This window comes from Methylobacterium sp. JK268, from assembly GCF_054052225.1.
This window is the reverse complement of sequence record NZ_JBSVZN010000012.1, coordinates 207,528-217,127: the sequence shown is the minus strand read 5'-3', so window position 1 is coordinate 217,127 and position 9,600 is coordinate 207,528. Positions and strand designations below refer to the sequence as shown.

Genomic DNA, 9,600 nt, shown 5'->3' with positions numbered 1-9,600 from the left:
CTGCCCCAGCGCGGCCTGCGCCTTGGCGTAGTTCGCCTTCCAGGTCAGCTGCACGTAGCCGCGGCCGTAATAGACCTGCCCGGTCGCCGGGTCGGTCAGGCCGTAGGGCCTGCCCCGGCCCCGGCCGATCTCCTCGACCGGCTGCAGCGTGGCAGCCGTCTCGTGATAGGCGGTCGCCAGCACGTAGGCCTGCGCCTCGGCCGAGAGCCCGGCCGGGGCCGCGTCGAGGAGCGCGGTGAGCCCGGCCACCTGCGGGCCGGTGAGGTGCCCCGGGAAAGGGGCGGTGCGGACGCGCGCGAAGAACCCCGCGCGATCGAGCGCCGGTGCCATGCGGATCTCCGGTGTGGGGGACGTCGGGAATGGCGCCGCGCCGCCCGGCCGCCGGGGCGATGGCCCGGGGCGACGCGCGGGACGGCGGTGCGATCGGCCGCGCCGCGGGCAGTCCCCGCCGCGGCGGGAGGCCGGGGCGTCAGGCCGCCGGGGTCTCGGATGAGGCGGGCGCGGGCGCCCGCAGCGCGTCGCGTTCCGCCGTCACGGTGGCCAGCTGCCGGCGCAGGCTCTCCCGCTCCGCCTCCGCTGCGGCGAGCGCCGCCGCCTTGGCGTCGCGCTCGGCCATCACGCCGGCGTTGATCGCGGAGAGCAGCGCCGGCAGCCCGAACCCCGCCGCCTCCGCCTGCGCGGGCGTCAGCGCCCCGCTCAGCACGGTCTGCGCTGCACCCCCGCCCGGCGGCGCCACGCTCTGCGCCAGCACCACGTGCCAGCCCGGCGGCTCCGCCGCGCCCGGGCCGCGCCCGCGATACAGGAACTCGTACAGGAAGGTCTCGCTCATCACGCCCTCACGCCGCGACCGGGCTGTCATCCGACAGCCGCCGCCAGGAATTGCCCGCGAAGTAGGCCGGCACCCCCGTGCCGGCGCCCGCCGCCTCGCCCACCTTGCGGGCGTTGCTCACGTGGATCAGCGCCCCCGCCACCCCGACCGGCACCGTCGCCACCGTGTAGCTGCCCGGCCGCACCGGGCCGGCCACGTCGAGCACCGTCCCGGGTGAGGTCGTGCCGATCCCCACCCGGCCGTTCGCGACGACGTTGAGGATGCGGTCGCTCGCGTAGAGCCCGATCGTCACGTAGCTGTTGGGGGAATTGGTGCCGCCGTAGGCATAGCCGAGATATCCGGAATTGTAGGCCCCCAATCCCTGGCCGAACAGGTAGTTGAGGACTTCGCCCGTCGCCATGTTGGGCGCGAGGGCGGACAGGATCGTCTGGTAGCCGGCACCGACCGAGTAGGCCGAGGACAGGCGCAGAGCAGCGGGGACGAGGGCGCCGGCGCTGCTGCCCGAGGCCGCGGCGCCGGAAGCGGCCGTGGTCGGGCCGAGGACCGCCCCGGCGAAGGTCGGGCTGTTGCCGGTGCCGAGTCCCAGCGCCGTCGCGCCCGCCGCCGCGCTGGCCGCCGTGAGCACCGCCCGGCCGGTCGTCGTGCCGTCGGTGATCTCGGCCGCGGCCGGGCCGATGAGCGGCTTGCCGGAGGCGCGCTGATAGGCCCGCACCGTCCAGACGCCCGAGGCGTCCGAGGTGACGAGCGCCGTGTCGCCCGCCGCGGTGACGAGGTTCGCCCCGCCCGGCAGGATCAGGGTCCCCGGATCGTGGGTGAGCGTGAGCGCCGAGGCGAAGCGCAGCAGCCGCAGCCGCCGCGGCGCCGTCCCGAAGCTGGTGATCGCGGTCGTGCCGGTGAGCGTCACGGCCAGCGCGTTCAGCGCCCCGAGGTCCACCGTCGCGGCCGCGGCCGCACTCACCTCCGCGACCCGCCAATCGGCCCCGCCGGTCGCCCGGTCGAGGCGCAGGGCCTCCGTCCAGGCGCTGCCGTCGGCCGAGACCTTCAGGTGCAGGTCGTCGTCGCCGGTGAGCCCGATCTCCGCCCGGCCCGACCAGCCGGTCTGGAACAACAGGGAGAGCGTGTTGCCGGAGGCCTCCTTGTTGAGCGTATACCGGAGATCCCCGCTGCCGCCCTCGGCCTTGGTCAGGGCCGCCCAGAGCGCCGCGTTGAGCTTGGCCGCGAAGGGGGTGGCGGCGTCGGCCGTGGTCCCGATCCCGAGCCGGGCGAGGTTCTGCAGCGCGGTCAGCGTGCTGCGCAGGCTCACCCAGGCACCGGCCGTGCCGGACCCGGCGGCGTAGACGTAGAGGTCGGCCTCGTCGAGCACGTAGGCCAGCCAGCCGGGCCTGGGGACGACCGAGACCCACTGCCCGTCCTGGCGGCGCACCACCCGCCCGGCCCAGCCGCTCCAGGCCCCGGTCGGGCTTGCCCCGGCGATCAGGTAGCGGTCGCCCTCGGCCGCCGCGGCGGGCGGGCCCGTGAGGTCCTTGTCCAGCACCGCGAGCTGCACCAGCGTGTCGAGCGCGGTCAGCGCCTCGTTGTGGGTGACGTGCTTCTGCGCCTGGGCGGCCGCCAGCAGCGGCAGCGCCAGGTTGGGGGTGGCGTCAGACATCGAGCGTGGTCCTCAGGGGGGTGCCGCGGCCGTAGGCCGGCGAGAGCTGGTGGATCGCCACCGACAGCCGCACCGCCGGGCCGCCGAGATCCGCCGCCTGGTCGGCCGCCGCGTAGGTGAGGCGCGGGCTCGCCACCTGGATCGTGCGGAGCACCCGGCCGTCCGCGGCCAGGATGTCGACCGCGTAGGCCTCCGCCTCCTCGGCGAGCGGCACCTCGGCCTGTTCCCAGGCGTCGCCGTCGACCCGCGTGCGGCGGATCCAGCTCAGCACCAGGTCGCCGTTGTCCTGCCGCCGCAGCCGGGGCTGCACGGGCGCGTAGGGGCGCAGGCCCATCCCCACCACCGTCACGGCGGCGGAAGCGTAGGCGGGATCCTCCGGCGGGCGGGCGGCCGGGCCCCAGGTGAACACCTGCGGCAGCGCCCGGGCCGAGGCCGGCATGCCCGACTGCACCAGCGCGTCGGAGAGCACCACGAAGGGAGCCCCGGCGGGCGTGGGCGCGCCCATGGCGAACTCGGTGCCGAGCTGGCCGCGCAGCAGCCCGGTCAGCCGGTAGCGGCCCGCCCCGAGCAGGGTGGCGGTGCTCCACTGCAGCACCTCCCACTCCCCCGAGGGGGTCAGCAGCGCGGCCGCGTTGGCGCCGTTCAGCACGTCGAGCTCCGAGGCCGAGACCAGTTCCGCCCCGGGCGGCACCTGGACGTACACGGCGTTGACCCGGTCCCAGCGGCCGGTCGGGCCGGGATAGAGGTCGGCGGTGAGCGCGCCGATGACCGAGCGGGCTTGGACCAGCGCGTCCGCCTCCGGCGCCCCGCCCGCGAGCGCCCGCAGCACGCTCACGGGCGACCAGGGCAGCGTGTAGGCCGCGAAGTACGGCGCGTGCGGCACCGCCTGGGAACTCAGCAGCGGCAGGTCGAGGATGCGGAACAGCCCCACGCCCAGCGTCGGCGGCGGCTCCGGCGCGCGGCCGGTGGCGGTGCCGTCCCGGTAGGCGAACACGCCCGCATCCGCCCGCACCGCGCTGAACGGCCGGCCCGCCTCCAGCCCGAGGCGGGTGAGGCGCACCTCGACCTCCGCTCCGGCGAGGTCGAGCGTCAGAATGCCCCCGACCTCCAGCGCCAGCGCCGAGGGCGGCAGGCTGGCGGTGACGCTCTCGCGCTCGACCAGCGCCTGGTAGAGCAGCGCCTGCGCGATCCCGCGCGCCGCCCCCTCCTCCAGGCACAGCGGCAGGCTCACCCGCGACACGGAGGCCGCCCGGCCGGAGAGCCGGCGCGCCTCGACCGCGGCGCCCTGGTAGGCGCGGGCCGGGTCGAGGTAGGTGAGCGCCACGCTGCCCGGCAGCGCGGTCTCCTCGCTGCGCGTGCGCCGGAAATCCGCCCCCTGCCCGGCCGCCACGAGGTCGGCCTCCGTGAAGCGGGCCACCGGCGCGCGGGCGAGCGGGAGGAAGCGGAGCGCCCCGCCGCTCTCGACCCCGTCGAAGAAGAAGGCGGTGCGCAGGGGCGCGAGGCTGTCGCGCGGGGCCTGGACCTCGGTGAGCGCGTAGCCCGAGACCACGCCGCGCAGCTCCGAGACGTCCACCGGCGCGCCGGCCTCCCGGCAGATCTCCGCCACCACGTCGGGCAGGCTGGCCAGGCCGAGCCGGCCGTTGAGCCAGTGGCCGAGGGCGTAGTTGGGCGCGTCGCTCCACACGCCCGACTGGCGCGGGAACTCGGGATAGGGCCGCGCGTCCCAGGTCCACAGGAAGATCCGCTCCGGATCGACCATCCGGGTGCCGTACACAGCCGAGACCGGGTTGCCGTCCGATGTCTTCCAATAGGCGAGCGCCGCTTCCAGGAAGGCGCGCTGCATGGCGAGATCCTGCCGGCCGGTGGAGGAGTACGGCAGGAAGGACTCCGACGACTTGGGGTCGACGAAGACGTTGGGCTGGTTGGCGCCCTTGTCGACGGCCGGGCAGCCGAGCTCGGTGAAGCGGATCGGCTTCGACTGCGGCACCCAGGCCGTGGCGGCGGCCTGGCGCACGCCGCCCGGCCGGTCGTGGTGGGGGTTCGCCCACCAGCCGCGCAGGTCCTTGAGGCGGAAGATCCAGTCCTCGCCGTGGGCGGTGTCGCGGATCGGCACCCGGTTCTGCGCGTCGCGGTCGGCCTGCGTCGGGTAGAACCAGTCGTAGAGCTCGCCCCCCGCCACGTTCCCGGCGAGGTAGGCCGGGTCGTACGGGCTCGCGTAACGCTGCGCGTCCGCGTGATTGAGCCCGTCGCGCCAGTCGGCGAGCGGCATGTAGTTGTCGATCCCGACGAAGCCGATATTCGCATCCGCCCAGAGCGGGTCGAGGGGGAAGAACACGTCGCCGGTGCCGTCCGCCGGGCGGTAGTTGGCGTACTCGGTCCAGTCCGCCCCGTAGCCGATCGCCGGGCCGGGCCCGAGGATCGCCCGGGCGTCGGCCGCGAGCGCCCGCAGCTGCGCCACGGCCGGGAAGCTGGCGGGGCCGGAGCGCAGCGTGGTCAGCCCGACCAGCTCCGAGCCGATCAGGAAGGCGTCCACCCCGCCCGCCGCCGCCGCGAGCCGGGCGCAGTGCAGGATGAAGCGGCGGAAGCTCCATTCCGGCTTGGCGCAGGTGACCGAGCTGCCGGTCCAGGCGAGATCGGCCGGGGTGACGCTGCCGAAGAAGGCGGCGACCTGGTCGGCGGCGGCCGGGGTCTTGTCCGGGCTGCCCGGGCGGCCGATCGCCGGGAAGCAGGTCATCCGTCCCCGCCAGGGAAAGGCGGCCTGCTCCGCCCCGCCGTAGGGGTCGGGCAGGCCGTTGCCGGCGGGCACGTCCATCATCAGGAACGGGTAGAGGGTGACCTCGAACCCCCGCCGCTTCAACTCGCCGATCGCCTGCACCACCGAGAGGTCGGAGGGCGCCCCGCCGACGAGCGGGTGGCCCTGCGCGTCGCGGCTGACCAGCTCGGCCTGCGCCCGGGTGAGGCCGCCGGCGCTCCAGGGGATGTCGGTGGTCTTGGCCCGGGTCTCGACCTTGGGGAGGATGCGGCAGGAGCCGAGGCGCAGGTCGGTGCCGTGCCAGGCCACGACCAGCGAGACGTGCCGGCAGGCGGGCGCCTGCTCCTGGAGTTGGTCGAGGGCCCTGAGCAGGTCGACCCCGCCGGAGACGGTGTTCTGGCCGGTGAGGCTGCCGCGGTCGTTGGCCTTCACGGGGGCGGTGGCGTAGACGAACTCGCCCATGCCCGGGATCAGGGTGACGGCGGTGACGAGGTCTTCGAGCGCCGGGCGGGCGTCGGCGCGGGGCGGGCGGCGGGTGACCTCGGCGGTGATGACCGGCACGCGGTTGCCGAAGGCGGTGAGGGCCAGGTCCTCGAAGACGAGGTAGGCGAGCCCGCGGTAGGCCGGGGCGTTGCCGGTGCCCTCGATCGCCTCGATCTTCGGGTCGGGCCCCTGCGCCTCGTCGCCGAGATAGACGCGGACATTGTGGTCGGAGAGGCGGATGGGCTTGCCGTCGGCGTAGACGGTGCCGAGCGCCGTGATCGGCCCCTCGCAGAGGGCGACGGCGAGGCTGACCGAGTAGGTGTAGGTGACATTGTAGGTCTTCTGCGTGGGCGCACCCTTGCCGCCCTTGGTCCTCACCTTCTCGACGTGCTGCTCCTCCTTGAGCCGGGTGGCCCAGATGATCTGCCCGGCGACGCGGACGCGGCCGTAGACGCGCGCGATGGCGGCGCCCTCGGTGGAGGCGGTGACGTAGAGGTCGGCGAGGCGCGGCCCGGTGTTGACCTGCGGCTTGGGGCGGGCGCCGAACAGGGCGCGGTCGAGGACGCCGCCGAGGCCCGCGCCGACCACGCCGCTGAGGAGCCCGCCGAGGGGTCCGCCCAAAGCGGCGCCGGCAGCCTTGCCGGCGGTGGAGAGGACGAGGGTGCTCATGGGGCTGGCGGTGGCGGCGAGTCCGGCGAGGGATTGGGGAAGCGGAAGGCGTGGGCGACGCGGCGCGCCCAAGCGGGCGGGACGGCGCATTCCAGGACGGCGTGGCCGTCATAGGCGTGGATCATGCGGGGCCGGGGTCCGGCGAGCGGCGCGGTGAGGATGGCGCAGTGCTTGGCGGGCAGGCCGTCGCGCCAGCGGAACAGCAGGACGTCGCCGGCCAGCGCCTCGCGGGGCGGGATCTCGGCGAGGTGGCGGCGGGCGGCGTCGCGCAACGCCTCGCCGCCCCCCTCCTCGGCCCATCCCGGGCGATACGGGGGCGGCGCCTCGGGCGTACGGCCGGTGAGTTCGGCGTAGACGCCGCGCACGAGGCCGAGGCAGTCGCAGCCGACGCCCTTGAGGGCCGCCTGGTGATGGTAGGGCGTGCCGAGCCAGCCGCGCGCGAGCGCGACGATGCCGGTCGTCAGAAGACACCTTCCCATTCGTGCGTCATCTCAGGAGGCCGCTTCGACACAAAGCGGAGCATGAAGTGTGGCATCGGCGGCACCGATGAATCCCAGGCTGCCGCGTCCGACGTCTTCCAAGTGCAAGGTTTGGACGGTTAGAATCCCGTATACCGTTTGTGGAGACTGGAATGCGGCGACGTGAGTTTTTGGCCCTTGCCAACGGTGCGGCCGCATGGCCGCTCATCGCAAAAGCACAGACGGACGGACGGATGCGCCGGATCGGCGTCCTGTTCGGAGGTACCGAGGGGGACATCCAGGTCACAAAACACGCCGGAGCGTTTAGCGCCGGACTCCAGCAACTCGGCTGGATCGAAGGGAAAAACATCGAGATCGATTATCGATGGGCACGGGGGAACATCGAGCGGGCGCGGTCCCTGGCGAAAGAGCTTGTCAGCATTTCCCCGGCGTTGATCTTGGCAATCGGGACGGAGCCGGCGCTGGCCTTACGCGACACAACCGCGACAGTACCAGTCGTCTTCATCAACGTCACGGATCCTGTCGCCGGAGGTCTGGTCACCAGTCTGGCACAACCGTCGGGTAATATGACCGGCTTTACGCCCTTTGAGTACGATATCGGAGGAAAGTGGCTCGGTTTGCTCAAGGAAATGTCGCCGCGTCTGACACGTGTTGCGATGCTGGGCGATCCCGTCAATCACAACTTCAAGGGATTCAAGCGGTCATTCGAAGCGACCGCACAGTCGCTGTCGATTGAACCGAGTTCGATCGCCGTTCACGGCGCAGAAGACATCGAGCGCGGCGTCGGTTCTTTTACCGATGAAGGCAGCGGTGGATTGATCATTACAGCCGCAACTTTCTCGACTGTACATCGAGATCTGATCATAAATCTGGCAAAAAATCGTAAATTGCCCGCGATCTACTGGAGCCGTTCCCATGTGGCTGCGGGCGGTCTGATGTCGTATGGTCCGGATACAGCTGACCTCTATCGCAACTCGGCCACTTACGTCGATCGTATCCTGAAGGGCGAAAAACCGGGAGACCTTCCGGTGCAGGGGCCGACGAAGGTGGAATTGATCATCAACGCCAAAACAGCAAAATCAATCGACCTTATCGTACCGCTAGCGATGCTCGCCCGCGCGGACGAAGTAATCGAGCAAATCTAATCACTATTCCACTACACAAGTCGAATTTCCACCCATAGCGGTCCGTTCCGCGGGCAAGTGGATCCGGCATCGTCCCTACCCGCGCCGCCCGCCGTCGTTGCCGGCCTCGTCGCGGCTGTAGGACACCGCGTAGTCGTTGCCCGGCAGGTCCGGGAAGCCGCGGAAGTTGACGACGTTGCCGAACTTGTCCCGGCAGGTCGGCAGCGCCCGGTCGCAGCCCGCCGTCACCGTGAACGCGTCGCCCGCCGCCATCGCGGCCGTCGCCGGCTCCCACAGGTCGAGGAGCGCGCCGCCCGCCGTCCGCGCGTGCGCCCGCACCTCCACCGCGGCCCCCGCATTGGCGCCACCCGTCCAGACCAGCCGTCCGGCGGTGAACCAGCCGGGCGCGTAGGTGTCGAGCCCGATGGCGAGGACCGTGCGGGCGGAGCGCACAGCCGCCACCGTCCCGCTGCCCCGGCAGGCCGGCGCGGTGGCGTCGATCCCGCAGCGGGCATCCCCGAACAGCGCGTCGCAGCTGCGCTGATAGAGCCGCCCGGTCGGCTGGCCGAGGCGGTCGGCGAGGCCCCGCACCTCCGCGGTGAAGCCCGACGCCCCGCGTGAGACCTCGCCGAGGTGGCCCGACAGCACCAGGACCGCGTCCGCCGGTGCCGACCAGTCCACCCACCACACCGCCACCGCCGCCCCGTCGTAGAGACCCCGCGCCAGATCGCCCTCCGCCAGCCGCCCGGAGGTCAGCGCCCCCATGATCTCACCCGAGTCCGGGCTGAGCCCGGCATTCTGCTCCAGGGCCGAACCGGTGGCGCCGGTCCCGGCGGCGCAGAGCACGCCGTCGCATGGGACGTCCTCGTCGTGGTCGGTGAAGCCGAGTCGCACCCCGTCGGCGCGGGTCAGGATCCAGCAGCGGCACAGGGTCGTGACGCCCGAGGCGAGGCGCGCGGCCAGCGCGGGGGAAAGCGGTCTCACCGGCGCAGCTCCAGGATCGGAATGTCGGCGACGATGCCGGCGAGCACCGCCTGGTGGTCGATCTCCAGGCGGTCGGTGGCGAAGCGCACCGGCACGTCGAACAGGAACCCCGCCGTCACCGCCGCCCCCGAAGCCGGCGCCCGAGCGAGCGTGACGCGGCCGGTGGTGGGGTCGACGGAAAAGCCGGAGGGCGGGAGTTCGGCCCCCGCCACCGCGACCCGCACCGAGCCGGCGACCGGCTTGACGATCGGGCGCAGGTACGGCGCGAAGGCGGCCCCGTAGGTCTTGGCGAGCGGGAAGACCGTGGTGGTGCCGTCGCCGGTGCCGAGGATCTGGTCGGTGGCGGCGGGGTCGCGGCCGAAGGGACCGGAGGAATGGTCGAAGGTGTCGCGCCAGCGGAAGCCGTAGAGGGGGCCGCGGCGCTCCTCGAAGAAGGCGATGAGCGTCGCGATGTCCTCGGCGCGGCGGAGTGCCGGGCCGGCATTGTAGGCGCGGCGGGAATGGCGCCAGAGGCTGTTCCGCTCCTCGTCGCCGGAGCCGAGCGTGACGATCTCGGTGCGCCGCTCGGGTCCGCCGCGGGAGCCGTAGGAGAGGGCGAGCGGGAAGCGCACCTCGTGGAAGGGGGCGGCCAC

At 73.1% G+C, this 9,600-nt stretch carries 7 protein-coding genes and 1 pseudogene; 1 reads left to right on the top strand and 7 read right to left on the bottom strand.

Annotated features, from left to right (window positions below; genetic code table 11):
- The 5 genes and pseudogenes from ACW9J6_RS15615 to ACW9J6_RS15595 form a co-directional block, all read right to left on the bottom strand.
- Positions 1 to 330: pseudogene (locus ACW9J6_RS15615) on the bottom strand (hypothetical protein); the annotation flags it as partial.
- 139 nt (positions 331 to 469) lie between these two features.
- Positions 470 to 829 carry a hypothetical protein gene (locus tag ACW9J6_RS15610; RefSeq protein ID WP_457117398.1) on the bottom strand — a complete coding sequence of 120 codons (360 nt, stop codon included), beginning with the start codon at positions 827 to 829 and terminating at the stop codon, positions 470 to 472.
- A 7-nt stretch (positions 830 to 836) separates the two neighbouring features.
- Positions 837 to 2,477, bottom strand: a complete 1,641-nt coding sequence (locus ACW9J6_RS15605) for a DUF2793 domain-containing protein (protein WP_457115758.1) — start codon at positions 2,475 to 2,477, stop codon at positions 837 to 839.
- Complete coding sequence (locus tag ACW9J6_RS15600) at positions 2,470 to 6,381, bottom strand: baseplate multidomain protein megatron (protein ID WP_457115759.1); 3,912 nt, start codon at positions 6,379 to 6,381, stop codon at positions 2,470 to 2,472. The genes ACW9J6_RS15605 and ACW9J6_RS15600 overlap by 8 nt, the downstream gene beginning before the upstream one ends.
- Positions 6,378 to 6,860, bottom strand: coding sequence for an NlpC/P60 family protein (locus tag ACW9J6_RS15595; protein WP_457117397.1), 483 nt, complete (start codon positions 6,858 to 6,860; stop codon positions 6,378 to 6,380). Before ACW9J6_RS15595 ends, ACW9J6_RS15600 begins: the two co-directional genes overlap by 4 nt.
- 152 nt (positions 6,861 to 7,012) lie before the next feature.
- Here ACW9J6_RS15595 and ACW9J6_RS15590 point away from each other — a divergent pair, with 152 nt between their 5' ends.
- Positions 7,013 to 8,005: an ABC transporter substrate-binding protein gene (locus tag ACW9J6_RS15590; protein ID WP_457117396.1), complete on the top strand. Its 993-nt coding sequence runs from the start codon at positions 7,013 to 7,015 to the stop codon at positions 8,003 to 8,005.
- A gap of 75 nt (positions 8,006 to 8,080) precedes the next feature.
- Here ACW9J6_RS15590 and ACW9J6_RS15585 read toward each other — a convergent pair whose 3' ends face one another.
- Positions 8,081 to 8,968 carry a DUF2163 domain-containing protein gene (locus ACW9J6_RS15585; protein ID WP_457117395.1) on the bottom strand — a complete coding sequence of 296 codons (888 nt, stop codon included), beginning with the start codon at positions 8,966 to 8,968 and terminating at the stop codon, positions 8,081 to 8,083.
- The gene (locus ACW9J6_RS15580; protein ID WP_457117394.1) at positions 8,965 to 9,600 is read right to left on the bottom strand and encodes a phage distal tail protein, Rcc01695 family; all 636 of its coding nucleotides are present in this window, start codon (positions 9,598 to 9,600) and stop codon (positions 8,965 to 8,967) included. Before ACW9J6_RS15580 ends, ACW9J6_RS15585 begins: the two co-directional genes overlap by 4 nt.

Excerpts from the sequence above, each read along its gene's own strand:
- ACW9J6_RS15610 (WP_457117398.1), bottom strand. The coding sequence starts at position 829 with ATGAGCGAGACCTTCCTGTACGAGTTCCTGTATCGCGGGCGCGGCCCG.
- ACW9J6_RS15605 (WP_457115758.1), bottom strand. The coding sequence starts at position 2,477 with ATGTCTGACGCCACCCCCAACCTGGCGCTGCCGCTGCTGGCGGCCGCC.
- ACW9J6_RS15600 (WP_457115759.1), bottom strand. The coding sequence starts at position 6,381 with ATGAGCACCCTCGTCCTCTCCACCGCCGGCAAGGCTGCCGGCGCCGCT.
- ACW9J6_RS15595 (WP_457117397.1), bottom strand. The coding sequence starts at position 6,860 with ATGGGAAGGTGTCTTCTGACGACCGGCATCGTCGCGCTCGCGCGCGGC.
- ACW9J6_RS15590 (WP_457117396.1), top strand. The coding sequence starts at position 7,013 with ATGCGGCGACGTGAGTTTTTGGCCCTTGCCAACGGTGCGGCCGCATGG.